This window comes from Collinsella sp. TF07-1 (assembly GCF_003437235.1).
GTDB lineage: Bacteria > Actinomycetota > Coriobacteriia > Coriobacteriales > Coriobacteriaceae > Collinsella.
In genome coordinates, this window is record NZ_QSRV01000022.1 from 1 (window position 1) to 25,794 (window position 25,794).

Genomic DNA, 25,794 nt, shown 5'->3' on the forward strand with positions numbered 1-25,794 from the left:
GACCCGGCCATTTATTAAATCAACCCAAAATGCTGCATCGCTGTGACGGTACCGTCGTGTGCGACATCGTCGGTCACGTAGTCGGCGACCGCCTTGACCTCGGGCATGGCGTTGCCCATGGCGACAGCCGTCTCGACGGCGGCAAGCATGCCCAGGTCGTTGCCCGAATCGCCAAAGCCAAAGGTGCGCTCGTTGCCCGTGCGGCCCAGATACTCCAGCGCACGTGCCACGCCCACGCCCTTGTCGATACCCTTGGGGCTCAGCTCGCGATTCTGGCCGCCGGTATTGCACAGCTCAAAGTTGCGATCGATAAAGCCGTCGTCGTTGGCCACGCGAGCCAAGCCGGGCGCGTTGAGGCACACCTTGCCCACACGCAGATGACCGTCGATGCGCATTTCTTCGGCGCTATGCACCACAGCGGTGCCGATCAAAGACGATTGTTCAACGCCCGCAGGCTCCAGCGCAAAGGTTGCCTCGTTGGCCTCGAAAAAGGCCTCGAACCCTGCCGCAACAATGCGACGCGCAAGCTCCTCGACAATGCCCCCGTCAATGCAATCCTCGTGCACCACACGCCCCTCGACCTCGAGCGTGGCGCCCGCCATGGCCACGACACCCGCAGGGTCGAGCGCGCGCAGGCTGTCCGCAATCAGCCACAAGGGACGACCCGTGCAGATAAACGCCTTGTGCCCCGCATCGCGCAGGCGATGAAACGCCTCGATGACCGCCTGCGAGGGACGCACCGCCGAGAAGTCCTTATCGGTCATGCTGTCGGGATCGAACGACGTTAGCGTGCCGTCCACGTCAAAAAAGAGCACAGCGGATTCGGGGCACGCATCAATCATATGGGTTCCTTTCGAGGATAAGGGCAAACGAAGCATCCATCATATAATGGAGCGACGCAACCAGAGAGGTCACCCATGGAATTTTACGCAAGCTGCCCCGAGGGCTTTGAGTCCGCACTCGCCGATGAGCTTAAACGCCTCGGGCTTTCGCATGTCCGCCGCCTGAAAGGCCGCGCTACGTTTGAGGGCGAGCTCGAAGAAGGCTACCGCGCCTGTCTGTGGTCGCGCCTGGCCAGCCGCGTGTTTGTAGTGCTTGGGCGCTTTGAGGCGCAGGATGCCGATGAGTTGTACGACGGCGTTTACGACATCGCCTGGGAAAGCATCGTCCGCCCCGGCGCCACCATCGCCATCACCGCCCGCGGCGTGACCGAGCAGCTGCGCAACGCGCGCTTCTCGGCCCTGCGCGCCAAGGACGCGCTGTGCGACCGTCTGGCCGAGACCACGGGCCGTCGCGCCGACGTCGATGCCGCCGACCCCGATGTTCACCTACTGCTTTCGCTGCGTCAGCGCCGCGCGAGCATAAGCCTGGACCTTTCGGGCGACCCGCTGTTCAAACGCCTGCCGCCCGCTGCGACTCGTGCCGGCGAGGGCGCACACGTGTTGCGCCCCGACTACGCCGCCCTGGTGCTGGCGCAGGTCGGCTGGACCGCACTATGCGAGCGCGAGCTGACGGCCGACGATTACGAGAACGAAGCCCTTCCCACGCTGATCGATGCCTCGTGCGCCGGCGGCGGTCTGCTGCTGGAGGCCGTGAACATTCTGACCGACCGCGCCCCGGGCGCCACACGCGAGCGCTGGGGCTTTGAGGGCTGGCAGCTGCACGATGCCGCCCTGTGGGAGCAGCTGCTTGCCGAGGCGCGCGAGCGCGAGGCGGCAGCGCGCGAGCGCCAGGCGCGCATCGTGGCCGTGGATGTTGACCCCGCCGCCCGCAAGACCGCTGAGCGCATGGTTAAATGTGCCGGCTACAAGCGCTTTGTCGATTTTTGCGCCGCCAAGTCCGCCACCGTACTGGACCACGCGGGCGCTGTCGCCGGCGCCGCCGTGGTCGCGGATACGACCGAGACACCGCTTTCGCTCATGCATGACACCATGACGCTCATCGGCGAGTTGCGCCGCGCGCCCGAGCTTGCCGCGGCGCCGGTCGCCGCGCTCACCCGCGACGGATTGCTGGCCCGCGCGCTCCACACCGAGCCCGAGCGCTCGATCGCCGTCATGCCCAACAACGAAGAGGCGACCGTCGAAGTCTGGCCTTCGCTCGACCACGCCGCCGCAGCGTTTGAGGCTGCGACCAGTGCGGATGCCGAGGCCGAGGCTGCGGATGCCAACGAAGTCAACGATGAAGCCGCCGCTTCCGCCATGCCCGAGCCTGCCGCCATGCTCGACCTGGGCGACGGCAAGCCGCTGCCCGTGCTCATCCCCGAGTCCGAGCAGTTCGCCAACCGCCTGCGCAAGAATGCCCGTCTGCGCCGCAAGTGGGCCAGGCGCGAGGGCGTGAGCTGCTACCGCGTCTACGATGCCGACCTGCCCGACTACTCCGCCGCTATCGACCTGTACGAGGGTTGCCCGCAGACGCCGGGCCGCTGGCTCGTCATCGCCGAATACGCCGCGCCCAAGACCATCGACCCCGCACTGGCCCAGGCCCGTATGCTCGACATTCTGGCCATCGCGCCGCGTATCCTAGATGTTCCCGCCGAGCATGTGCACGCCAAGGCCCGCATGCGTTCGCGTGGCGGCTCGCAGTACGGCAAGCAGGGCGCCGGCAAGGGCGGATCGGGCGAGCGCGCCAACATCGCGCGCCGCCGTCTGCCGCTCATCGAGGAGGGCGGCCTTACCTTTGCCGTCAACTTTGACGACTACCTGGACGTGGGCATTTTCTTGGACCACCGCGTCACCCGCAACCTGGTGCGCGAGCACGCCAAGCAGGCGCGTCGCTTCCTCAACCTGTTTGCCTACACCGGCACCGCCACCTGCTACGCGGCCGATGGCGGCGTCGAGGAGACCGTGACAGTCGACCTCTCCAACACCTATCTGGACTGGGCCGAGCGCAACATGCGCCAGAACGGCTTTGTGGGTCCGCAGCATCACTTTGTGCGCGACGACGTGCTCGCCTGGATTCGCGACCAGCGCCAGACGCGCAACCGCTGGGACCTGATTTTTGTCGATCCGCCCACGTTCTCGAACTCGTCCAAGATGGGCCGCCGCACCTGGGATGTCCAGCGCGACCATGTTGAGCTGTTGGCCGGCGTATCGCGCCTGCTCGCACAGGGCGGCCATGCCATCTTTAGCTGCAACCTGCGAGGCTTCCGCCCCGAGACACGCAAGCTCGCACGCGCGGGCGTGGTGCTGGAGGACATTACGGCGCAGACCATCCCCGAGGACTTCGCACGCAACCAGAAGGTGCACCATTGCTATATCGTGCGCCGCCTGCCCATCGAGGACGCCATGGCCGAGGTCGGCTTTAGCGCCGAGGAAATTGCCGAGCGAACCGAGGAGCTGCGCAACCCCGAGGCCCGCAAGCCCCGTGCGGCAGTACCCGCGCACGCGCAGGCCGGCAACGGCAAGTCCAACTTTGCCGGCAAACCCTCCCCCGCCGGCAAGCCCAAAAAGAAGAAATTCTACGCCAGCAAGCCTAAGGGCAGATAACAAAGTTGCGGTGGAATACGGACTGTTTTGCCTGGAATTAGGCAAATTTAGACCGTATTCCACCGCAACTCATATTGGGATGGTGGTTGGCGATCTAGCCTTGGGTGACTAGGCGGTAGCCAATGCCTACATGGGTTTGGATGTAACGCGGATGCGCGGGGTCGGACTCGATCTTCTTACGCAACGTGCCCATAAAGACACGCAGGCTCGCCAGGTCGCTCTTGGTTGCCGTGCCCCAAATCTCGTGCAGGATAAACTGGTGCGTCAGCACCTTGTCGGCGTTGTGCGCCAGCAGGCACAAAAGCTTGTACTCGATCGGCGTCAGATGTAGTTCCTCGCCATCCATCGTGGCGATGCCGGCATCAAAATCGATATGCAGCTCGCCGGTATCGAACGATCCCGCAGAGGCAACGCCGCCCGTCTGCGCATACGAAAGGCGTCTGAGCGTCGTGCGGATGCGCGCGAGCAGCTCCTCGACCGAAAACGGCTTGGTCAGATAGTCGTCGGCGCCGGCATCGAGCGCACGGATCTTGTCCGCATCCTCGCTGCGCGCCGAGACCACGATAATCGGCATGCCCGACCACGCGCGCACCGACTCCACCACCTTGACGCCGTCCATATCGGGCAGGCCCAGGTCGAGCAGCACAATGCTCGGCGCCTGCGACGAGGCGGCGGCGATGGCGGCATGGGCGGTCTCCACGGCCATATGGCGCAAGCCGTGCGCCTCGAGCGCGGCGACGATAAGGTTGCGGACGGCGGGGTCGTCCTCAACAACCAAGATGAGCGGTTTTACGGCAGAGTTCGGCACAGCGCTACTCCTTATCAAACGAAACGTCGGCGGCGGGAAGCTCAATCGTAAAGACCGAGCCGTGCGGGGCCGCCGCGGCAACCCCTATGCTACCGCCATGTGCCAGCGCAATGGAGCGGCAAAGCGAAAGCCCCAGACCCACGCTGCGCTGGCTATCGGCCAGACCATGGTTGGCGGTGTAGAACGACTCAAAGATGCGCTCGCGGTCCTCGGGCGCAATGCCCGGGCCGTCATCGGCCACCGAGCACGCCACGCATCCGTCGTCGACGCCAATCGAGATCACGATATGCGAATCCGAGGGCGTATAGGTGATGGCATTGTTCACCAGGTTGACCACCAGCTGCACCATCAGGCGCGCGTCGACGTTGACAAGCGCCGGCTCGTCGCACGCCACCACCTTGAGGTCGTGCTCGTGCACGGCCGGGTTTACGTGGCGCAACGCCTCCTCGACGATATCGTCCATAAGCTCGAGCGTGGTCGACAGGTGCATACCGCCGCCCTCGAGCTTGGTGATGGCGAGCAGATTCTCGACGGTAGCGTTGAGCCATTGCGCGTCCGAGCGAATGGATAGGAGCATGCCGCGGCGTGTCTGGTCGTCGAGCACGGCCGTGCCGGTCGAGCCCTGGTCGAGCAACACGTCGGCATTACCCGAAATACTGGTGAGCGGCGTACGCAGGTCGTGCGAGATGGAGCGCAGCAAGTTGGCACGCAGCTGTTCGTTTTTGGCGAGCACCGCCGCTTCCTCGCGAGCCTCCATGGCGCGGGCGCGATCGAGCGCCAGCTCGCCTTCGCTCACGATGGCATCGGCAAGCGTCCGCTCCTCGGGCGTCAGCGCATCGGGCTCGGCGACAATGGCGAACACCCCCACCACCGAGGCGGGATCGCCCGCGCGCACCATGGTGTCGCCCGAGCGCACGGTCAGGTATATGCCGTAGAACGCCGAGGCGCCATAGGTGGCATCGAGCGGCGTTCCCACATAGGCGGACGCCGAGAGCCGCGGCGGCATCTGCGGCGCCAGCTGGTGTACCGGCGCGGCATCGCCCACGGCCGTGTACGTCGTGCGCGGCAGCAGGTCATCGTTATCGGCATCGGCGCTATACCACACGACCGGACAGTCCGAAAGACGCGCCAGCTGCGTTGCCATAGCGTGCACAATCTGTTGCTGATCGCCACACCGCTGCAGCATGCGGTTGGTTTCGAGCACCATCTGCGTGCGACGGTCGCTGGCGGCGGCCTGCGCCAAGGCGCGGCGCAGGGCCAGCGCGATCGAGCTCGATACGAGCGAGACCGCAAACATGATAAAGAACATGCCGGGATAGACGCGGTCGATAAACGACAGCGCGTAGCGCGGGTCGACAAACAAGAAGTTGTAGAGCGCCACGGCGGCAGCCGAGCTCAGCAGGCAGTACAGGCGGCTCCAGGTAAAGAAAGCGCACAGCTGCACGGCAAACACATAGACGATCATGATGCTCGGCGCGAGCCCCGGATGGTCGAGCAGCGCGCCCACAATCGTCGCCGCGGCTAGCAGCCCCGCCGATACGCAGGCGTCATACAGAGGACTGCGACGCGTCAGCGTTGTACGCCGCCACCAAAAGTTCTCGGCAATATCGCCGTCCGCACGGACGTCCATCAGCGCCCCGCCCCTCTCTCAAAAACAAAAACCACCACAAAGGGGACTGGCACCTTTGCGGTGGTGGCCTCCTTGTGGTGGTTTCAAGTGTATAGCCTTTGCAGCCTGCGGTCGCTAGACAAACAGCAGACGTCGACTACGGACGCTCGTCGGGAGCCAGGCGCTGCATCTTGCTCACGGCCTTAAACTTGGTGAACAGCGGCACGTACTCAAAGCTCACGTTGGAGTTCTCCAGGCCGTACCAGCGCGCAGGCGTGCCGGCGGCGCGGCGGATGATGTACTTGAGCGTGATGGCCGTACGCTCGCTGGGCTCCACGTCGCTTTCGGGCGCCAGCAGCTTGCGGATCATGACGAACTTAAACGTACCGATGTTGCCCGGGTCCTTGTAGACCGAGTAGTCATGCGTCTGCGCCGGCAGCTCGCCGCTGGCAGCCAGATCCTGAACAACCTGACGCAGGTAAGCATTGACGCGCTGGTTGATCTTGTAGCCCAGATACAGATGCACGCGGAACACGTAGTCGGTGCCGAACGTCTCGACCGAGTAGGCAAAGGTATGCGGCTCCTCCATGGTCTCGACATTCACGAACCACCAGGCACGAGCGCGCTTGGGGTGCTTATCCAAAATCGAGTAGACGATATCGCGGTCGATATAGTCGGTGTTGGTGTCCTTGGTCAGGTACACGATGTTGTCGCTCATGAGCTCGTAGCGATCGTCGTCGCGCAGGCGTTTGAGCTGCGGCAGATAGCTGCGCAGCGGCAGCAGCGTAAACTGGCGCTGCTCGACCGCCGTGCCGTTGTACCAGCACACCATAATGCCCATGATGAGTGCAGCCATAAGGATGGTGAAGTAGCCGCCGTGGAAGAACTTGGTGAGCGAGCTCACAAAGAAGAAACCCTCGAGCAAAAGGAAGAAGGCAGCAAAGATCCACGGCGCGACCTTGAGATTGCGCTCCACGTGCAGATAGAAGAAGAGCAGCATTGTCGTGCACATCATGGTCAGGGTAATGGCCAGGCCGTACGCGGCCTCCATGTGCGCCGAGTTCTGGAACAGCAGCACCACGACGACGCAGCCCACGAGCATGACGTTGTTGACCATGGGGATGTAGAGCTGGCCCTTGGTCTCGGCAGGATAGAAGACCTGCATATGCGGCATGAGGTCCAGGCGGCTGGCCTCGGACACCAGCGAGAATGCGCCGGTGATGAGCGCCTGCGAGGCGATGATGGCCGCGACGGTGGAAAGGCCGACGGCAAAGGGGCGCAGACCCGGGGCGAGCATCTGGTAGAAGGGGTTGAGGTCGGCGATACCCATGAGCTCCGGGTTGCCGGCGTTGTTGATAAGCCACGCGCCCTGGCCCATGTAGGACAGCAGCAGGCAGCACTTAACGAACGGCCAGGTGGCGTAGATGTTGCCGCGGCCCACATGGCCCATGTCGGAGTAGAGCGCCTCGGCACCGGTGGTGGCAAGGAAGCAGCTGCCCAGAATCATGATGCCCGCATGGTTGTTGGGGCTCAGCAGAAAAGCGATGCCACGCAACGGGTTGAGGCACAGCAGCACCGCGGGATACTGGCAGACAAAGAACAGGCCCGTGCCGCCCAGGAACAAAAACCACAGCGTCATGATGGGGCCGAAGGCGTGACCGATCTTGGCCGTGCCGATGCGCTGCACCAAGAAGAGCGCGATGATGATGGCAAGCGTGATGGCGACGACACGACCCTGGTCGTCACCGAGCACGGCATGGACCGCCGGGATGGTGCGCAGGCCCTCGATGGCCGTGGTGACGGTAACGGCAGGCGTCAGGATGCCGTCGGCGAGGAGCGCCGCGCCGCCCAGCATGGCGGGGATGATGAGCCACTTGCCGCAGCGCTTGACCAGGCTGTACAGGGCAAAGATGCCGCCCTCGCCGTGGTTGTCGGCGCGCAGCGAGATCAGCACGTACTTGACGGTCGTCAGCAGCGTGACCGTCCACACGACAAGGGAGAGCGCGCCGAGCACGAACTCCTGCGTGACGCTTCCGATGCCGCCGTTGCCGGCAACGAGCGCCTTGGTTACATACATGGGGCTGGTGCCGATATCGCCATACACCACGCCCAGCGTGACGAGCATCGCCGAGATGCTCACAGGAATCGCAGCGTGCGAGGCTACTTCCTTTGCCTTTTGTTCCATAAGCCGGTTTCCTCCCAATTTTAACGTTCGACGGGATTATATGTAATCAGCCCATATTTTAATGGCACCGTTTTCCCAGCTAGATAAACATTTATGCGGCCTTTAGGCCACCGCGGCGATATGGAATGTGACAAAGGGACGCCCCCTTTGTCACATTCGTCATTTTCCGAGCCAGTTTTTGAACCACCACTCCATAGAGCGGCTCATCTCGGCCATAAAGGGGCTCGTGTGCTTACGGGTGTAGATGTCGACGACGCGCTCGCCCACCTCGCGGGCGTGCGGGCGAAACATCGCATCCATCTCGGCCACCTGCGCATCCATCGTCTCGGCGTCGGCGCGGCGGTAGTGCTCCTCGTGCACCAGGTTCACCACGGGATGCGCGATTGCCGGGCGCTCCTTGCGGGGCGTGCCGATGATGAGCATCGATAGCGGCATGGTATAGGGCGGCAGATCGAGTAGCCCGGCAACTTCCTCGGCATTCTCGACGATATCACCGATGTAGCAGCTCCCCAGCCCCAAGGCCTCGGCGGCGACCACGGCGTTTTGAGCGGCGATCACAGCATCCTGCGCCGCGATGGCAAAGTCGCCCAAACCCGGCGCGCGGCGGGGCGCCTTGCCCGTGCGCCCGACAAACTCGGGTTCAAAGCAGCCCACGTGCTCAAACAGATCGATCCACTTGGCATAATCGACCACAAATATAAGTGCCCAGGGCGCCTTGGCGATCATGGGCTGGTGATCGCACAGGTCGGCCAGACGGTCCAGCGTAGCCTGCTCGCGAATGCTCACGATGGAATACATCATCATGGCGCCCGCCGACGGCGCGCGACTCGCCGCATGCAAGATCGCCGCCCGCTGCTCGTCGGCCACCGCCACGGGACGGCCGTCGTCATCGCGCGCAAAAGCGCGCGTGGACGAGCGGTGCTCCAAAATGTCCAGTACCGCGTTGCCCGTAGTCTCGACCGGATAGCCGTACGTATCCACGCCCGCAGCTCCGTCGCCGCCCATGTCCGCCTCGCAAACCTGCTCGCTCATCGCCCTACCCTCGCCATTTCTTTAAGAAGCCTTTACGTTTCCGTGTAATTCCCGTCCATTATCGCGCAGGTCGCCACTACATTGCGCCACACCGCCACACGCGCGCGTTAATATGGCTGGTTGGTGTGCGCAGCCACCAATTGCTGCGCATATCTTGGTAACAATCGGGTAAATCCCCGCTTTCGTAGGTTTTAGTTTGTGAGGAGTCTCAGCATGTTCGCTGCCGCCATCTCGCTCGTCGGTCTTGCGGCGACCGTCTACCTTGTCTTGCGCGAGGCCAAGGCCATTTGCGCAAAGTCGGGCACCGTTGCCAAAAGCGCTCTTGGGTGGAGCGTCGCCTTCGGCCTGTTCCAGCTCTTTTTGACCATTTGGGGCGCCATTGGCCTCGTCGCTCAAAACGAGCCGCTCGCCTTTGTGATGCTCATCCTGACCAACGCCATTCTCACCGGATGCGCTTGGGCCAGCATCGCCCGCGACCGCATCGCCCCGCGCGTCTTTGCGTTCGCCTCGGCCGACGCTCCCGCCCCCACTGGCAAGCTCGCCCGCCTGCGCGGCGCCTTTGTGGGCAAACCGCTCGTCGCCGCCGTCTTGTGCCTGCTGCTCGCCGGCGTCTTTGCGCTGCTGGGCATGGAGGTCTCGTCCAACCACGACTTTACCTGGGTCTACCCCCTGTGCATCCTGCTCGAGTGGGCCATCATCACCGTGCTCATGACCGGCCTGTTCTTCCTATTCCAGCGCCACGGCGCAGCTCCCGCGGTCCTGGCCTTTGCCCTCTTTGTCCTGGGCATTGCCGAGTTCTTCGTCATCACGTTTAAATCCATGCCCATCCAGCCGGGCGACCTTTCGGCCATCTCCACCGCCGCCGCGGTCGCCGGCAACGGCTACACCTTCTCCATCTCGCTGTTCTGCGTGCTGTCCATGGGCTTTACCGCCATCGCCATGCTGCTGTGCGAGTACGCCGGCCTGGTGGCACCGCACCGTCAGAAGGGTGCCGCCAACGCCAAGCGCATGCTGCTCACCAACCTGCTCGTGGCCGTGCTGTGCCTGGGCGGCGTGACCGCGCACGTCACGCTTATCGACTACTACAACACTCTCGGCATCACCGTCTACACCTGGCGCCCGCTCGAGAGCTACTGGCGCGAGGGCTACCTGCCTGCCTTTATTAGTGCGGCGCAGTCCATCAAGCCGCCCAAACCCGCCGACTACTCCGTCGACGATGCCAAGGCCACGCTCAAAAAGTACGCCAAGGCCTACGACAAGTCCGACGCCGCCAAGAGCGACGAGCGCACCGCCGCAAAGGAGCAGTTCGACAGCGAGAAGCCCACGGTCATCGCCATCATGAACGAGACGTTCTCGGACCTGTCCATCTACCAGAACATGCGCGCCGGCTACGAGGGCCCGCAGTACTTTAAGAACCTGTCCAACTGCCTCAGCCGCGGCAAGCTCTATGTAAGCGCCTACGGCGGCGGTACCGCCAATACCGAGTTTGAGTTTATGACCGGCAACTCCATGGCCAACCTGGGCTCGGGCGTGTATCCCTACACCATCTACAACATGGAAACGACCGGGAACCTGGCAGAGCAGTTCAAATCGCTCGGCTATTCCACCACGGCCATGCACCCCAACCACGCGACCAACTGGAACCGCGAGAACGTCTATAAGGACTTTGGCTTTGACCAGTTCCTGTCCATCAACGATTTCCAGGGCGCCGATACCCTGCGCGGCATGGTGACCGACCAGGCAACCTACGACAAGATTCTTGAGCTGCTCGACCAGAACGCCGACCCGCAGTTCATCTTCGACGTGACCATGCAGAACCACTCGGGCTACGACACGGGCCTGCTGCCGGTCGACAAGCAGATGCACCTGAACATCGACACGACCGACCTGGACGCCAAGACCGTCGAGGACGGCACGCTCTCCGATGTCGACGAGTATGTCTCGTGCATCGAGCAGTCCGATCAGGCGCTGCGCTACTTCCTCAACGCCCTGAGCAAGCTCGACCGTAAGGTGGTCGTGGTGTTCTGGGGCGACCATCAGCCGTTCTTCCCGTCCAAGTTCAATGACAAGTGGTTTACCGGCGAGGACGACGCCACACACCAGGAACGTCTGTGGCAGACCGACTACATCATCTGGGCCAACTACGACGTTGCCGGTTGCGACCAGACGAGTGAGGTCGACGACCTGTCCACCAACTACCTGTCCACCCAGCTGATGCAGCTGATCGGCGCACCGCTGACCGACTACCAGAAGGCGCATATGACATTGCGCGACTCGCTGCCCGCCATCAACTCCGTCGGCTACGAGGACGCCAGCCTGCGCTGGGCGCTCTCCTCCAACGTCACCGGTGACGACGCCGCTGCCGCAGCCGCCACCAAGGCGCGCGAGGATTACGCCAAGATGCAGTACTACGAGATGTTCCGCGACGGCAAGAACGTGTATACCGAGCACTTCCAGACCGAGGCCAACGAGACCGACCCCAACCTGGCGCCGGGTACGACCAAGATCAAATAGCGACTAGCTGCGAGTTCATAACTGAAACGTCTGTCCGGGCGGAGGCATATAAGGTTCATCGCGAGTTCCGCACGCAAAGAAGGCCACTTAATGTGGCCTTCGTCTTGCGCAGGACTGTAGAGCAGGGAACTTCGTGCCCGCCGCCCGGGAGGGCGTTGCGTTTAGAAGATGAACCTAGCGCTTATCCCTCCGGGACAAAAGAAGTGCGGCTATAAATGCGATGATTGCAAGTGTCAGCAACACCAAAAGCAACGTGAGCGTGTTGTCGCCCGTTGCCGCCAGACCAAGCAAGCCGGGCTTCTTGCTGTCAGCAGACTGCACGGGAATCTTCTCGCCATCGTCCTCGGCGGTAATCTCCCAGCGAATGGTCTTGTTTGCGTCGGCAACCTCGTTGCCCACCGATGTCGGAACGTTTAGCTGCAAATTAAGCACCGTGCTGCCATCGCTCGTAAACGTGGCGATTTGCGTGGGATAAGCGAACGCGCTGCCCGGTGTTCCTGTCTGGAGCCAACCTGCAGAGCCATCGCCCGCCGACGCCGTTAGGGTAATGGGCGACAACAGGCGTGCCGTCTCGCGATCGACAACGGCCCGCACAAACACGCGTACCTGGGACTTTACACCCGTGGCACGAACCTCAATCTGTTGCTCGCGCACATCGCCAGGCATTAGATCTTTAAAGGCTGGAAACAGATCGGGCTCCCCCAAGGCGCCCGTCTCCCCCGAGACCGTCAGCTGGCGCGCATTTCCGTCATAGACAATCGCGGGAGTATCGGCAAACGCGCGGGCAGGAACGGCGAGCGCGACCATGCAAAAAATGGCCGCGACCATGCAACGCAAGGAGCGCGCAACACCTTTGCGAATCGAGAACGCCATACTTACGCACCTCCATGCGGCGGCACCAGCACGCCATCCTCGACCTTGCAGCCCCATGCATCGTGCACGGCCTCATCGGGCGTCGCCTGGATCGCCTGAGTGGAGATATCCACGACAAGATTGCGACCTTCGGTTGCCTTGAGCTCGGTAACTCTATTTATGAGCACGCCGGTTTCCGCGCCGGGAGCGACGGGCGACGTCCAGTAATAGAACCCGTCGCTCGCCTTAACCCAGTTATCAGCCGAGTTCGCGCCCGGGGCATCAGCCACGCTCCACGCAATCTCGTAGTTCGAGCCAGCTTGCGGCTCTTCCCACAGGCGAGCATCGCTCGTCGCATCTTGCCAGTAGATATCCACTGCAGCACGAATATAGGCGGGCGCAGTACCCGTGTTCTGCGCCTTGACATCGCTTTTCACATTGCCGTTGAGCGTTTCCTGAACCAATGGCGTCACCGATCCGATGCCGAACTGGTTGACCAGCACGCCCGTAACCGAAAGCCAGGCCAGCGTGCCTGCCGTACCGGCCAGAAGGATAACCCCCACCAGCAAGGCGATGATGCGCTTGCGCTTGGACATGCTAATCCTCCTTCTTTGCTACGTTGCCGTTGCTCCAAACGTTATGGGCACGATCGCTGCCATCGATCCATTTGTCGTTCACACGCGTGTTCGTGCAGGTGAACGTGGCATCGTTCGCGCTCGATGCAGCGGAGATAGTCGCCTGCGCCTTATCGCCCGGCTGCTTGCCAGGGACGCCGATCTGGCTGCTGTAGCGCCATGCCCACGCTGAATCCTCCTCGACGGTGTAGATACCCGCCGGGACCGCAAGCTCGATAGCGCCGGAGTACCAGGCGGAACCGTCCTTCAGCTGCGCATCCGATGACACCGTTACCTCAACCGTGCGCTCCTCCAAGGCGTTGCCGTCCATGCCGGCCCGGGAAACCTTGAAGCGGAACGTCTTGCCCTTCGCCCAGCTATCCTGGGTTTGCTTGACGATCTTGAGCGTATGCGTAGCGGCGAAATCGAACACCGCATTGCCATCGCTCTGAGTGCCGTCGCCCGTGAGCTTGTAGTCCAAACGATTCGTCAGCTCAAACGAGCCCTCGCCTGAACCCGAACTGTAAAGCGAGACATACTTCCCGTTGACAGGCGCAGGAGTCTGGCCAGGAAGACCATAGCCCACGCGGTCAACGTGCACCGTCAGTTGCGTGCCCATGAAGGGCTTTGCAAAGCAAGCCTTGAACGGCGCCTTATCGCTCTTGTCATCTATCGTGTTCGCGGCATTGGGATCAAGCAACCACTTGAGCTGCCCGGTCACATTCTTAGGGCTCGCATCGTCCGATGTGTCGTTAGCGACGACCTTATACGTCACCGGATACAAATCCATGTTGGCTGTAACCGGTTTACCCTTGAAGTCGCTCCACGCCACAGCTTTGTCGCCATTAACCCACTGCCACTCCAAGAACAACTCCTTCAAGCTGCTATCCGCTCGCTCGCCCAGGAATGCGACGATTGCGGAGTAGGCTTCGGGATCGTAGGCCACTTCCTTTGGCTCCATGACGGGTTCACCCTTGTCGTCATAGACCGGGTTGCCGTTCTCGTCCATCTTGGGCACCTTAACTGTCTGAACAAAGCCGGCATTGCCATCCTGGCCACGCAGAACACTCGTATCGTTCGGGTCTACCGTAGCGGTGTAGATGACGTTGCCTTCGGTGTCGTGATAGCGCACTTTAAGCGGCGTCTTCTTGTACACCGCAGTGTAGGTCACGCTCTCAAAGGGCTCGCTGCCCTCGAGGGGATACTTCTCATCGTCAGTCATCAGGGTGTACTGCCCGTCATTGACATAATCGCGCGACCAGCCGACAAAGTCGTACTTGGTGCCGTCAGTGCCCTCAACCTCCTCGGCGGCCTTGACCTCAAGAGAAATCTGGTCGCCGGAATCAGTGCGGCCGAGGCTACGGACAAGATCGGGATTCGCAAGTTTAGAGTCAATGTTCGATTGAACGGTAACCAGGCTGGGACGGTAGACCGGGTACAGCTCCATGGGGGCCTTGACCACGGTAGAAGCACTCACCATACGGATGCCCTCTGACCAAGCGACATAGCCCTTGCCAGGTGCCGGCTCGGCTTCCGTCCAGCCCACGAAGACGTTGAACTTGCCTGTATCCGCATCGATAGTGCTGACGTCATAAGTAGGCTTCGGGATGCCGCCATTAAGGTTGCCGAGCATATCGTCTTGCTGAGCAACTTTGCCGTCCACATCCGTGGCATTGAGGTGGTACACAACCGCCAACGGCGAATAGTACGCCACGAATGTATAGGCTCCGCCAGGTTCCACCGGATAAGAGCAAGTACCATGCTCCACATCGTAGGGAAGCGTCTTGATCTCGCCGTTCGGAAGCTCGATCTCAACCTTCTGCAACTTATACAGCTCACCGCCTGCTTTATAAACCGGCGTCGTAACGTCAGGGGTCACCGTTGCCGTAGCAGGATTGGTGTCCGCGTTGATAACGGGAGCGATGTTGTAGCTAGGCACATTGACCTTGTCCGTACCCTCAAAACCTGCGCGATGCAGGTTGGTGGTGTAGCTGACGTCGTACTTTGCGTAGACGGGATAGGCATCCTGCCACTGGGTGACCTTGGACTCGTCGGTCGCCAGATACGGCTCTGCCTTATCCGGATCACTCGTCACATAGGAGTCGCCGGCGACGTCGTAGATATACTTCCAGACGTCAGAATCCTTCTGAACCTCGGCGGTCGAAATCCAGCCCAGGAACTTATAGCCAGGCACGGCCATGTCGGCATCGGTCGGAGAGGCTTCGAGTGTCAGACTGGGATTGACGTCACCATCCTTTCCGTCGTAGGGCCTTGTATTAACCGTCCTATCCTTATAGAGATGCGGATAGCAATACAGGAACGTCGGATCTTTACCTTCCGCCGTTTTCTGCTGAAGCAAGTTGCTTTCATAGCGTCGAGTAGCAGCCTGCTTTACGTTGCCATCCTTGTCATAGAAGTTGACGTCCGTGGTCACCATGGCGCGGACATAATATTGCTCTGTCGTTAAAACAGCACTCGAAAAAGGATTCTCTATATACGTCCAAGAACCGTCGTCGGGTCTTTCGAGCGTCCAAAAACTGAAGTGGTACCTATCATGTGCGGGGGAAAATTGAACTTTAATACTTGACGCTTTCCACTCATCACTCAGTTTACCGGCTCCTGGAAAATCAGTGTCGGCAATCATATCCTTGATAGTATTTGCGCCAGTGTCGTTACGCACATTATGCGAGTAGGCGTTAATAGGCGCAACGATTCGCGTCGCATCAGAGAGAACCGTAGTGCACTTATCCGCTGGATTCTTATCATCGTGTAACACGTGAGCGGAATCATCCGTACCAGCACCCCAATGGACAATGTTTTCACGAACATATGTCGCGCCAACGTTTTCCTCAAAGGGCGACTTGTACTTATTCCAAACCGAGCAGAGGAGCTTGCTGTCCGTTAGACCGCTATTTGTGAATGCCCGGATGTAGTAATCCACGCGGTACTCAAAGCGTGCGGTATAGGTATGCGGAACGGTCAGGTCCACATTGCCGGGAAGCTTGTAGCTCGGATCGCGGCTCACGCGAACATCAACCGGGGATCCATCGGCAGCCTGCTTGTTTTCATACCAACCCAGGAAACGATAGCCGTCGGGCAGCTGGCCCTCCTCGGATATAGCTTTACCGGATACGTCGAGCACCTGTACGGTATACGCGCTTGTGCCATCTTCTGCAGTCTCAACCTTAACGTCAGTTTTGCCCACACCGTCGCGCCGAGTCTGATCGTCGGTTGCATCCTGCTCATTGCCCTCAAACACCGTCATGATGTTCGACACATAGTCGGTGTACACCGGATAAAAATCGGTAGGGCCAAGCACAGTGATCTCGGTGCCGGCAGGATAGAACGCACCGGCGTTTTTTAACTCGGCAAGCTCAGGCGAGGTGATGGCCGCGTAACCGCCATGCATCCCGGCCTCGCCGCTCGGCTGCGTCGTCCAACCGATAAAGGTGGCGCTGGGAGACAGAGCGCCGCGGTCCGCAGGGGCAGCCGGCGTCAGGCTAACACCATAGCGGTACCAATCCGCCGACCTGTCGTGCGCAGCACCGCTCTGCCAATCGAGCGTTTTGCCCTTGACGTTATAGAACAGCACTTGCGCCTCGTACGAAGCGATGAACAGGTCGTTGCCCTTAAAACCGTCGGCCCCGTTCGCATTATCGGCGGTATAGGTCGACGTTTTCTCGTGCGTCTCGTTCTTCTGGACCTGCTTGCCAGCAGCCACAGCATCGGCATCGGTCTTGCCGTCAAACCAGCTGTTGTCTTGTCCAATTCGGTTCACACGCACGTCGGGCTCGCGGAACCAGCCCATAAAGCGGTAGCCGTCGTTCGCCTTGCTCAGCCCCTCAGGCTTTGCGGAGGTATCCTGCCTAAACGTCACCGATGTATCGCCCTGGGCCAAGCCCTGAGCCGTTCCCGCCAGCACGGCGCTCACGGCAAAGGCATACGGGTCCGAGGTCGCCTGATCAATACCAAGTTTGGTTGCCTCGATGGTCGCGGTGCCCGCACCGGGAAAATCGATCGTCGCCTTAACGCTCTGGCCATGCACGGGAATCTTCAGCTTGTAATCCATCGCCCACTCATTGGTGTGCTGGCCACCCAGGGCATCGTCGTTGTCGGTCGAGCGCATGGTGCCGGCACAAAAATCGTAGTCGTGCTCCTCCCACAGCTCACGCGTGGTGTAGCGCTCGTCGTCCCATGGACCATAGCTGTCGCCCTTGGTGGTACCATCGCCGCCAAACGAAGGGATCTTTTTCTTAGCCGCGGTACCCTGGCTGCTGCCTTTTAGGCTCACGCTCGGCTTAAAGTAGCATTCGGTAACCGTGGCATCATCCTTGTTGGCACGCGCGGCAATGCCGCCCAGGTTCACATCGTTTTGAATGATGGGGATCACGGCGATGGGATTGTACTGACGTGAGCTCAAGTCACCCGCAAAATGGCTTCGAACGAGCTCGTTGCCCTTTTCGGTTAGAATACGACCCGCCAAGCCACCCGTCCACGCACGCGTCACGGCAACGACGCCCACGTACGACGCGGCATAGCTGTAGCACTGCGCCGTCGAGAAGCAGTCGATAATCTTGGCGTTACCCGCCATGCAGCCCACAAAACCCGAGGCATACACGTTGTTGCCGCCCAATGCGCCAATAGCCACGTCGTACTTATTGGTGACGTCGGTCATGCCCTTCTCAACAATCGAGCCATCCTTGTTGCGCGTAGGCGTCACGCGGCAGTACTCAATCGTTGAGTTTGCAACGTAGCCGGCAAACGCTGCCATATACAGACCCTCGCCGCCAATTGCCTGTACGCCCGAAGTCGTGTTGTTAACGGCACGGCCACCACGGACCTCGCAGTTATAAAGGGTGCAGCCGTCGAGCTCGCCGGCGATGAGACCGCCCTCAAAGCCTGCGTTGGTAATGAGGTTGAGAGCATTGTTGGCGCAGGTCACGTGCAGCGTGCTCTCCATGACCATAACGTTTTCGAAGCGCGTATTGACGGCCTTGCCCACGATAATGCCACCGCGGAAGTCCGCCCACACGTTGGCGTCCTTGACCAGGAAGTTTTTGATGGTGGCACCGTTGGTCTCGGCAAAAAATCCCGTATCGCGCTCGGGGTCAAAAGCGTCTTTATCGTAGTTCAGGCCCTCAACGGTGTGGTTTTGACCATCGAACACGCCCTTAAACGGATGCTCCTTGTTGCCAAACGACAGATGCTTAACGGTGTGCGAGACAATGGTCTTCATGTCGTCACCATTAAGCACGATATCGTTATCGAGATAAACGTGCCAGCCGGACGTATCGCGCTCGCGCGACAGCGCCACACACGACAAAAAGTCAGCCTCGTTTTTGATGTGGTATTCGTTTGTGTTCTCGGGCACGTCCTCGGCATGCACCACCGTTGGCAGCGCCATAACGCAGCAAAGGGCAATCGCCGCGACGGCAACTAGCCTGCTAAGCACGCCCCGGTTCATGTTCTTGATCTTCATAGGCTAGTTCGCCTCCGGCCAGCCCGCGACGTCAAGCACGTCGAGGACGGTATCGCTTGCCTGCTGGTTTTTGGCCTGCACGGCCTGAACATCGATATCGAGCCTGAATGAGCCGCCGCGCGCGGCATCGTGGTAGTCGTCCACAAAGCGCAGCGAGTCCATGAGGCTTTCCGTCATGGCGCCGGGGTCGAGCGTGCCGCCACGCCCGGCCAATCCACGGTAGTAGTACCACCCATCGCCGCCATCGATCCACGGGGACCCCTCGCCCGCGTCCACATGAAACGCAACGTTGCCCGAGGCATCCGCGCACGAGCCGTCGGGTGCCACTGACTTCATGCGCAGGCGCGCGCGAACGTACTCAGGCTGCGAGCCGACGTTCTCCACGCGCACAATGCGGCTGATGTCAGAACCCCCGGCTTTGGTGTCGGGATAGTCCCCGTGCTCGTTGGGCTCAAACGGAATCTCCTCGCCCTGCTCGTTGAGGGTGTATTCGCAGACTCGTACCTTCACGCTGCCAAACGATAGAACGTTGTTCGCCGGAACCATATCAACGGTAAAAGCCAGCGTGCCGCACAGGCACGCCAGGGCCAACAGCGCCATCGCGGCAAGCGCCAAGGTGCGTTTCTGATTGTCGGAAAGATTATTGAGCATTACGTTCGCCAGTCGTCGATAAAAAGGGGGACCGAGATCCCGACCCGAGTATAGGGGTGGGAGCGGGCCGGGATCTCAGTGGAGGGGGTTGGATTACTACAGGCTCTTAGCCCAATCCTTGGCAGCAACCTCAGCAGACGCAGCCGAGCCCTCAGTGGTGCTGTCTGCAGCGTAAACGAAGCAGTTGACCGTCATCTTGGCATCCTTGGCGAAATCCTTTTGCTCGGTCTCCTTGGGCGTAGTCACATTGCTGAACAGCTCACCGGTCCACTTGTCCTCGGTCTTGCTGGCAATAAGCGGAGTTGCCTCGGTCCCATCGCCAACATAAACGAAAAGGCCACCGAGATAATGAGTCGGCTCTCCCTCAACGGTGGTCGCTTCAACGGCCTTCCAGCCAGAGTTAATGGTGAAGTAAGTCTTCCTGGAATTAGGAGTCCCAGCAGACGCCGTCTCGTTCTTCACGAAAACGTACACATAAGCGTTTTCGGATCCCTTGCCAATACCGACATTAGGATTCTTAGGAACAGACACGCCAGGGGCGAGCTTGGAGTTCGCAACCCATTTAGTCTCGGTCAGGTTGCCGTTGACCTTAGTGTTATCATCCGGAAGCGGCTGACTCGGATGATCGGGATCGGTAGTGGGCTTGTTAATGCCCGCAGTAGTGAAGTTGTTGGGCAGGCTCGACTGCGCCGTCAGCCATGCATACGTTCCCACGCCGGCAGCCAATACCAGCAGCAACAGGGCGGCAATGATGCCGTAGCGCTTTTTCTTCTTGTTTTCCATCGTTCTCTTCCTTTCGAGAATCGTTTTCCCCGGCAACGGCCCCTACCGCCGCCGACGCTTTTCCCTGCCGCTATGAACGCCGCTCCCTCGCATGCGCGCGGGCATGCTTGCCCGCAGGCTCGTCGGGAACCACCCGATCGAGCACAATCGACGCCGCGACCAGCAGCGCCAGAACGGCCACCACAACAAGCAAACCGGGCATCGTCGTGCAATATGCGTTAACGAAGCCCAGGTAAGGGACACAAAAAGAAACGACACCGATCACGCGTGAAAAAGGCGTCTGCTCGGCGTCGTGCATGATGGTTCCATCTGCATTTTTGTTTGCGATTCCCTGCGTGCTAATCGTCTGCGCCACAGGGTCGATCTCGTACACCTGATGCGTCACCACGGCACCGTCCGATCGGTAAAAGGTTGCATTGTCGCCCACGGCAATATCCGCTGGCTCAACTTGGCGAACAAACACCATGGAGCCAACGGGAAGCTCGGGTTCCATAGAGCCAGAAAGAACAGCAAAGGGCGTGTATCCAAATGCGCGAGGCACAAAAGAAACAACGGCAAGGGCTATGACAAGCGCGAACGCCAAGCTACTCAAAAGTGCAATAAATCGTTTGAGTCTACGCGCAGCCAAAGTGATAATTCATCCCCCTTGAGGCCCTATTCGACCCATCCAAAGGTCAGCAAGTTTCAACAGGAACCGCAAGGCGCTTGAAAAGTGAGTTCGAAATAAGCCAATTTGGAATCTTTTCCTAATAAAAACATAGCGATGTGCTACACATTTTTCAATGTTTTGTCGTTAAATGCTACTTATTTTGGCGTAAGTGGTCATTTATCCCCAAATTGGTCTGTTTTATCCAATATCTGTGACTAACCCCCTATGCAATTCGTCCATAGAGGGTTAAATATTTTGAAAAACCAAGATATCGTACCCCCCCCCCCACATTAAAAATAAACTGCTGGAAGTACCGTTTATTTTTAACCCTCTTTTTGCAGCTTTATGACAGCCCCATCTAATTCGCAGCCCATAACCCTCTGAAAACCGTGTCCCAAAATTCGCTTGCGAAACGGGATGCGGTTTCCGCTTGTGGCCCCGTTGGGAAGCCACATCCCACTTCGGCCGTAAATTCCGGGTCGCGCTTTCCGCCAGACCCCTCAACCGGAAACCACATCCCATTCCAGAGGCAAATTCCGGGACTCAGCTTCCGCAACCCCGTGTTAAGAAAAAAGCCTCGAGAACTTCGAGGCTTTCACATTTGTATTGTTTTGCACGAAGGACCGCGAACGGCGAAGCTACTCGCCCAGCACGGCCTTCTTTGCAGCTGCAGCCATGTTGTCCAAATCCTCCTTGGTGGGGTGATCCTTCGCGGCAACCCAGTTGTCGAGCAGCATCTTAAATCGGGCGTTTTCGGGATCTTGCTCGAGCATGGCCTCGTAGCGCTGCTTAACCGCGGGACCCATCTTGCCCTGGCACATCGCCCAGCCCGCAAGCTCGGCATCCTCGGCCAGATTGGAAGTTACGCGGTCGACAATCTGCTGGTAATAGCTCTGGTCGGCCCCAAAGCCGCAGGTGCCAAACAGGAACACGCGCTTGCCGTGCAAGGCGGAGAGCAACGCCGCCACCGAGGGCGTGCTGGCACCCTTGTCGCACCAAAAACCGACAAGCACCGTATCGGCAGCGCAGGCACCCTCTGCCTCGTGCGCGACCTGCTCCGGATCTGCATCATCGCTCAGCGCGGCGGCATGGATAAACTCGACGCCTGCAGCCTGCAGGGCGCGCTTGATCGCCCCCGAAACCATCCTGGTATTACCGCTCTTGCTGTTAACCACCATAGAGCATGTCATAGTCACGTTGCCTCGTTTCCCCCGAAACTCGAGCCATTAATGCAATTTGTTAAAAGCATATCTTAGTACTAACGACGCAGATGTAAACCATCTGCCGCTAATCGGCAGCCCCTACTGGGCAAACTGGCTGCGGTAGAGCTCGGCGTAGAAGCCGCCTGCCGCTAGCAACTCGTCGTGCGTGCCGCGCTCGATAATCTGGCCGTCGCGCATAACCAGAATGCAGTCGGCATTGCGGATCGTCGACAGGCGGTGCGCCACCACAAAGCTCGTGCGGCCAGCCATGAGCTCGTCGAATGCCGCCTGCACCTGCAGCTCGGTACGCGTATCGATGCTCGACGTTGCCTCGTCCAGCAGCAGAATCGCCGGATCGGTGAGCATGACGCGCGCGATGCACAGCAGCTGTTTTTGACCTTGGCTAAACGTGCCGCCGTCCTCGCCGATCACCGTATCGTAGCCGCCTGGCAGCTGCACGATAAACTTGTGCGCGTGCGCGCGCTTGGCGGCCTCGACAATCTGCTCGCGCGTGGCATCGGGGCAACCGTAGGCAATGTTTTCGGCCACCGTGCCCTCGAACAGCCAGGTGTCCTGCAGCACCATGCCAAAGACGCGGCGCAGGCTCGCGCGCGTATAGTCACGCGAGGAGCGACCATCGACCGCGATGCGCCCAGCATCGATATCGTAAAAGCGCAGCAGCAGATTGATGAGCGTCGTCTTGCCACAGCCCGTGGGACCGACGAGGGCAAAGCGCGTACCGGGTTTGGCCTCGATGCAGATATCCTGCAGCAGCTTGCGGTCGGGCACATAGCTAAAGTCCACGTGTTCAAAGGTCACCTCGCCCTGCGGGGCGGCAAGTTCCACGGCATCCGCCGCATCGGGCTCCTGCTCGCGCGCATCGAGCAACGCAAACATGCGGCGCGCCGAGGCGTACGCGGTCTGGATCTGCGTAATGACGTTGGTGACCTCGTTGAACGGCTTGGTGTACTGGTTGGCATAGGACAGGAAAATCTGCACGCCGCCCACCGTAAGCGCCGCGGGCACGCCCGTGATCACGCCCACGCAGCCGATCACAGCGACCACGGCATAGATGATGTTATTGATAAAGCGCGTGCCGGGGTTGGAGAGCGAACCCATAAACTGCGCGCGCTCGCCCGCGGTGTAGAGCTCAGCGTTGAGGGCATCGAAGCGCTGCTGGGCGTTGGGACCATAGGCAAAGGCGTCGACAAGCTTTTGCTCGCCTACGTACTCCTCGATATGACCACCGAGCTGCCCTTGAATACGCTGCTGTGCCGTAAAGCTTTTGTTGGAGAGCTTGGCAATAGCACCGGCTGCAAAAATGGAAAGCGGCGTGACGAGCACCACCACGAGCGTCATGGTCAGGTTGATGGAAAGCATAAACGCAAGCGTGCCCACGATGGTAATGACACCGGTGAAAAGCTGCGTGAAGCCCTGCAGCAGACCGTCGCCCACCTGGTCGACGTCGTTGACCACGCGGCTCATAAGGTCGCCGTGGGCGTGGCTGTCGATAAAGCTGAGCGGCATGCGGCTGAGCTTATCGCTCGCCTCCACGCGCATGTCGCGCACCGTTTCGTAGGACAGGCGGTTGACGCAATAGCCCTGCAGCCACTGGAAGGCCGCAGCACCTACGACGACAATCGCGAGCTTGGTAACGAGCGGCAGTAACGCATCAAAGTCCACCTGGCCCGTCGCGACGATCAGGTCGATGCCCTCGCCGATGAGAATAGGTGTGTAGAGCTGCAAGATCACCGAGATGGCAGCGCTCACAAACGACGCCGTAAACGAAATGCGGTGTGGGCGAACATAGTCAAGCAGGCGGCGGGTCACCGCGCCCACGGGATAGCGCTCGGGGTCGCCGGGCTGGCGCGGACCGTCTCCCAGGTCGTTGAGGTTATCGTTACCGGACACGTTGGCCGTCATCGTGGCGACCGACCCGGAAGAAGTGTACGGATTCATTTAGCAGCCCTCCTTTGCGCAAACAGATGCAGGGGCGGTCTGGGCGGACGCGAGCAACGCGCTCCCTTGCTGGCCCTCGAGCTCTTCGCGGCGCAGCTGCGACTGGCAAATCTCGCGATAGAGCTGGCAGGTCGCGTACAGCTCATCGTGCGTGCCCAGGCCCGCGACCGAACCGTGGTCGAGCACGCAGATCATGTCGGCGTCGCGCACGGTCGAAACGCGCTGGCTCACGATGACGGTCGTCAGCGGCAGCCCGCCCTCGGCGGCACCGCGCATGCTGCGCTCGCGAATGGCACGGCGAAGCGCCGCATCAGTCTTAAAGTCGAGCGCCGAGGCGGAGTCATCCATAATCAGGATTTGCGGCGAGCCCACCAGAGCGCGCGCGATGGTCAAGCGCTGGCGTTGGCCACCGCTGAAGTTCTTACCGCCCGCCTCGACCGGGGCATCGAGCCCCTGCGGCTTGTTGCGCACGAACTCGCTCGCCTGCGCCATGTCGAGCGCCGCCCAGAGCTCCTCGTCGGTTGCCGCCTCGTCGCGCCAGGTTAGGTTGCTGCGAATGGTGCCGCTCACCAGCGACGCTCGCTGCGGAACGGTCGCGACCACGTGGCGCAGCTGATCGAGCGGCCAGGTGCGCACGTCGGCGCCCATCACGCTCACGCTGCCGGTGCCCGCATCGTACAGGCGCGGGATGAGCGAGACGAGCGTGGACTTACCACTGCCCGTACCGCCAATAATGCCGAGCGTCTTGCCCAGCGGGAGCTCCAGGGTCACATCGTTGACGGCGTTGGCAGCGCCCGCGCCAAAAGAGAAGCTCGCATGGCTCAAGCTCAGCGCAGGAACTGGAGCGACATTGCCCGGCTTGAGCAGCGCGACCGGCTGGTTGCCCCCGTCGGTGATGCTCGGCTCGCAATTGAGCACCTCGTTGATACGCGACGCGCTGGCGCTCGCCTTGGTAAAGACCACGACCAGGTTGGCGACATACACGATGGAGGTCAGGGTCTGCGTCATGTAGTTCACAAACGCCATGACCTGACCCTGCGTTAGCTCGCCCACGTTGACCTGGATGCCGCCCACCCACAGGATGGCGCACACGCCCAGGTTCATCACAAGAAACGTGACGGGGTTGAGAATCGACGAGAGCTTACCCACCGCGATGGCAGTATTGGCCTGGTCATCGGCGGCCTGGGCAAAGCGCTCGCGCTCGTGGTCCTCGCGCACGAAGGCGCGAACCACGCGAGCGCCCGAAAGCCCCTCGCGGCAAATGAGCGCGATGCGGTCGAGCTTTGCCTGCAGCTGCTTGTAGTACGGAATGCAGCGCGCCATGACAAACCAAAACACCAGGCCGATGGCGGGCGTGCAAATCAAAAAGATCATGCCGAGCTTAAGGTCGATGACAAGGGCCGCGCACATGGAGCCCACCGCCAAGAAGGGCCAGCGGATGAGCATGCGCACGCCCAACGCCACGGCAAGCTGCACCTGGTTGACGTCGTTGGTGATGCGGGTGATAAGCGACGGCGTGCCAAAGCGGTCGAGTTCGGCATAGCTCAGTTTGTTGATGTGCTCGTAGAGCGCGCCGCGAATGTCGGTGCCCATGCCCTGCGAGGTCAGCGCCGCCATCTTTTGGCAGACGAGCGTAAACGAGATGCCGATCACAGCCATGGCGCCAAGTACCATGCCGTAGTGGACGACGGCGTCCACGTCGTGCGAGCCAATGCCCTTATCGATCATCTGGGCAATCACCAGCGGCGTCAGCAGGTCAAAGATCACTTCGATCAACTTGCACGCAGGGCCGATCACCATATATCGGCGAAACTTACCACCAAAACGCCTGAGCAACTCAATCATGTATAGGCGCTCCCTATCATCATCCACATTCAATTCGAACCATGATAGTACCGCCACCCCAAAAGAAGCGTAAACAACTCGTCATTTCTAACGGGATTCAGTTTTCAGAGAAGCGGAGAGGTGCGCA

General features: G+C 60.5%; 16 protein-coding genes. 2 read left to right on the plus strand and 14 right to left on the minus strand.

The window, feature by feature from the left end:
* Positions 1-14: 14 nt before the first annotated feature.
* Positions 15-842: an HAD-IIB family hydrolase gene (locus DXC67_RS08245; RefSeq protein ID WP_158551324.1), complete on the minus strand. Its 828-nt coding sequence runs from the start codon at positions 840-842 to the stop codon at positions 15-17.
* A 75-nt stretch (positions 843-917) separates the two neighbouring features.
* Between DXC67_RS08245 and rlmKL the strand changes: the two genes are divergently transcribed.
* Positions 918-3,485 (plus strand): bifunctional 23S rRNA (guanine(2069)-N(7))-methyltransferase RlmK/23S rRNA (guanine(2445)-N(2))-methyltransferase RlmL, encoded by a 2,568-nt coding sequence (gene rlmKL / locus DXC67_RS08250; RefSeq protein ID WP_117638032.1) that lies wholly within the window; start codon positions 918-920, stop codon positions 3,483-3,485.
* A gap of 94 nt (positions 3,486-3,579) precedes the next feature.
* Here the strand turns inward: rlmKL and DXC67_RS08255 are convergent, their stop codons facing one another.
* The 4 genes from DXC67_RS08255 to DXC67_RS08270 form a co-directional block, all read right to left on the minus strand.
* Positions 3,580-4,293, minus strand: coding sequence for a response regulator (locus DXC67_RS08255; RefSeq protein ID WP_117638033.1), 714 nt, complete (start codon positions 4,291-4,293; stop codon positions 3,580-3,582).
* Positions 4,294-4,297: 4 nt separating this feature from the next.
* Entirely contained in the window at positions 4,298-5,923 is a 1,626-nt protein-coding gene (locus DXC67_RS08260; protein ID WP_117638034.1) for an ATP-binding protein, read from the minus strand.
* A gap of 136 nt (positions 5,924-6,059) precedes the next feature.
* Positions 6,060-8,087, minus strand: a complete 2,028-nt coding sequence (locus DXC67_RS08265) for a KUP/HAK/KT family potassium transporter (protein WP_117638035.1) — start codon at positions 8,085-8,087, stop codon at positions 6,060-6,062.
* 159 nt (positions 8,088-8,246) lie between these two features.
* Positions 8,247-9,119 (minus strand): nitroreductase family protein, encoded by an 873-nt coding sequence (locus DXC67_RS08270; RefSeq protein WP_117638036.1) that lies wholly within the window; start codon positions 9,117-9,119, stop codon positions 8,247-8,249.
* A 213-nt stretch (positions 9,120-9,332) separates the two neighbouring features.
* Between DXC67_RS08270 and DXC67_RS08275 the strand changes: the two genes are divergently transcribed.
* Positions 9,333-11,633 carry an LTA synthase family protein gene (locus tag DXC67_RS08275; protein WP_117638037.1) on the plus strand — a complete coding sequence of 767 codons (2,301 nt, stop codon included), beginning with the start codon at positions 9,333-9,335 and terminating at the stop codon, positions 11,631-11,633.
* Between the two features lie 174 nt (positions 11,634-11,807).
* Here the strand turns inward: DXC67_RS08275 and DXC67_RS08280 are convergent, their stop codons facing one another.
* From DXC67_RS08280 to DXC67_RS08320, 9 genes are all read right to left on the minus strand, one after another.
* Complete coding sequence (locus tag DXC67_RS08280; protein ID WP_117638038.1) at positions 11,808-12,506, minus strand: hypothetical protein; 699 nt, start codon at positions 12,504-12,506, stop codon at positions 11,808-11,810.
* A gap of 2 nt (positions 12,507-12,508) precedes the next feature.
* Positions 12,509-13,081: a hypothetical protein gene (locus DXC67_RS08285; protein ID WP_117638039.1), complete on the minus strand. Its 573-nt coding sequence runs from the start codon at positions 13,079-13,081 to the stop codon at positions 12,509-12,511.
* A gap of 1 nt (position 13,082) precedes the next feature.
* Positions 13,083-18,578, minus strand: coding sequence for a hypothetical protein (locus DXC67_RS08290; protein WP_117638040.1), 5,496 nt, complete (start codon positions 18,576-18,578; stop codon positions 13,083-13,085).
* Between the two features lie 3 nt (positions 18,579-18,581).
* A complete protein-coding gene (locus DXC67_RS08295) occupies positions 18,582-19,229 on the minus strand; it encodes a hypothetical protein (protein ID WP_117638041.1) in 648 nt (215 codons plus the stop codon).
* Between the two features lie 96 nt (positions 19,230-19,325).
* The gene (locus DXC67_RS08300; RefSeq protein WP_117638042.1) at positions 19,326-20,012 is read right to left on the minus strand and encodes a SipW-dependent-type signal peptide-containing protein; all 687 of its coding nucleotides are present in this window, start codon (positions 20,010-20,012) and stop codon (positions 19,326-19,328) included.
* Positions 20,013-20,082: 70 nt separating this feature from the next.
* A complete protein-coding gene (locus DXC67_RS08305; RefSeq protein WP_369831368.1) occupies positions 20,083-20,640 on the minus strand; it encodes a signal peptidase I in 558 nt (185 codons plus the stop codon).
* A 659-nt stretch (positions 20,641-21,299) separates the two neighbouring features.
* A complete protein-coding gene (bilS, locus tag DXC67_RS08310) occupies positions 21,300-21,851 on the minus strand; it encodes a flavodoxin family protein BilS (RefSeq protein ID WP_117638043.1) in 552 nt (183 codons plus the stop codon).
* A gap of 111 nt (positions 21,852-21,962) precedes the next feature.
* The gene (locus DXC67_RS08315) at positions 21,963-23,822 is read right to left on the minus strand and encodes an ABC transporter ATP-binding protein (RefSeq protein ID WP_117638044.1); all 1,860 of its coding nucleotides are present in this window, start codon (positions 23,820-23,822) and stop codon (positions 21,963-21,965) included.
* Entirely contained in the window at positions 23,823-25,667 is a 1,845-nt protein-coding gene (locus DXC67_RS08320) for an ABC transporter ATP-binding protein (protein WP_117638045.1), read from the minus strand. It lies immediately after the preceding gene.
* Between the last annotated feature and the right edge of the window lie 127 nt (positions 25,668-25,794).

Bases quoted from the DNA above. Each gene is read 5' to 3' on its own strand.
- DXC67_RS08245 (WP_158551324.1), bottom strand. From the start codon at position 842: ATGATTGATGCGTGCCCCGAATCCGCTGTGCTCTTTTTTGACGTGGAC.
- rlmKL (WP_117638032.1), top strand. From the start codon at position 918: ATGGAATTTTACGCAAGCTGCCCCGAGGGCTTTGAGTCCGCACTCGCC.
- DXC67_RS08260 (WP_117638034.1), bottom strand. From the start codon at position 5,923: ATGGACGTCCGTGCGGACGGCGATATTGCCGAGAACTTTTGGTGGCGG.
- DXC67_RS08265 (WP_117638035.1), bottom strand. From the start codon at position 8,087: ATGGAACAAAAGGCAAAGGAAGTAGCCTCGCACGCTGCGATTCCTGTG.
- DXC67_RS08270 (WP_117638036.1), bottom strand. From the start codon at position 9,119: ATGAGCGAGCAGGTTTGCGAGGCGGACATGGGCGGCGACGGAGCTGCG.
- DXC67_RS08275 (WP_117638037.1), top strand. From the start codon at position 9,333: ATGTTCGCTGCCGCCATCTCGCTCGTCGGTCTTGCGGCGACCGTCTAC.
- DXC67_RS08280 (WP_117638038.1), bottom strand. From the start codon at position 12,506: ATGGCGTTCTCGATTCGCAAAGGTGTTGCGCGCTCCTTGCGTTGCATG.
- DXC67_RS08285 (WP_117638039.1), bottom strand. From the start codon at position 13,081: ATGTCCAAGCGCAAGCGCATCATCGCCTTGCTGGTGGGGGTTATCCTT.
- DXC67_RS08290 (WP_117638040.1), bottom strand. From the start codon at position 18,578: ATGAAGATCAAGAACATGAACCGGGGCGTGCTTAGCAGGCTAGTTGCC.
- DXC67_RS08295 (WP_117638041.1), bottom strand. From the start codon at position 19,229: ATGCTCAATAATCTTTCCGACAATCAGAAACGCACCTTGGCGCTTGCC.
- DXC67_RS08300 (WP_117638042.1), bottom strand. From the start codon at position 20,012: ATGGAAAACAAGAAGAAAAAGCGCTACGGCATCATTGCCGCCCTGTTG.
- bilS (WP_117638043.1), bottom strand. From the start codon at position 21,851: ATGACATGCTCTATGGTGGTTAACAGCAAGAGCGGTAATACCAGGATG.
- DXC67_RS08315 (WP_117638044.1), bottom strand. From the start codon at position 23,822: ATGAATCCGTACACTTCTTCCGGGTCGGTCGCCACGATGACGGCCAAC.
- DXC67_RS08320 (WP_117638045.1), bottom strand. From the start codon at position 25,667: ATGATTGAGTTGCTCAGGCGTTTTGGTGGTAAGTTTCGCCGATATATG.